This window comes from Achromobacter sp. SIMBA_011 (assembly GCF_046535435.1).
GTDB lineage: Bacteria > Pseudomonadota > Gammaproteobacteria > Burkholderiales > Burkholderiaceae_B > Achromobacter > Achromobacter dolens.
This window is the reverse complement of record NZ_JAWRWN010000051.1, coordinates 1-472: the sequence shown is the minus strand read 5'-3', so window position 1 is coordinate 472 and position 472 is coordinate 1. Positions and strand designations below refer to the sequence as shown.

The 472-nt window shown below is 70.3% G+C and carries 1 protein-coding gene; it reads right to left on the bottom strand.

The window, feature by feature from the left end; all coding sequences use genetic code 11:
- A partial coding sequence (locus SB816_RS29845; RefSeq protein WP_410547970.1) for a GAF domain-containing protein occupies positions 1 to 472 on the bottom strand: 472 nt, incomplete at both ends.

The window sequence follows — 472 nt, the reverse complement described above, 5'->3', positions numbered from 1 at the left end:
GCGTCAGGCCGCCGTGGTTGCGCAACGCCGAGCTGAAACTGCGCGCTGCGGTTCGCGGCGATCAGTCCGCCGTCGCGGTCGAACGCGACGAGCCCGGCGAACAGCGAGTCGACGCAATCCTCGTGGGCGTGGAAGCGCAGCCGCAGCGCTTCGGCGCAGCGGTTCGCGAACAGATGGTTCTCGATCAGCTGCGCGGACATTCGCACGAGCGCGAGCGTGTGCGGGCTGAAGCCGCGCGGATCGCCGCTCACGTCCAGCGTGCCGAGCGTGCGGCCGAACGGATCGATGATCGGTGCGCACGAGCAGGTGAGGATGTGATTCGCGCGCAGGAAGTGTTCGTCGCCGTGCACGGCGACGGCCTGGCCCGACGCGAGCGCGGTGCCGATCGCGTTGGTGCCGCGCGTGCCTTCGGCCCACGACACGCCGGTGCACAGCGCGACGCGGTTCGCCTTCTCGATGAAGTCCGCGTCGC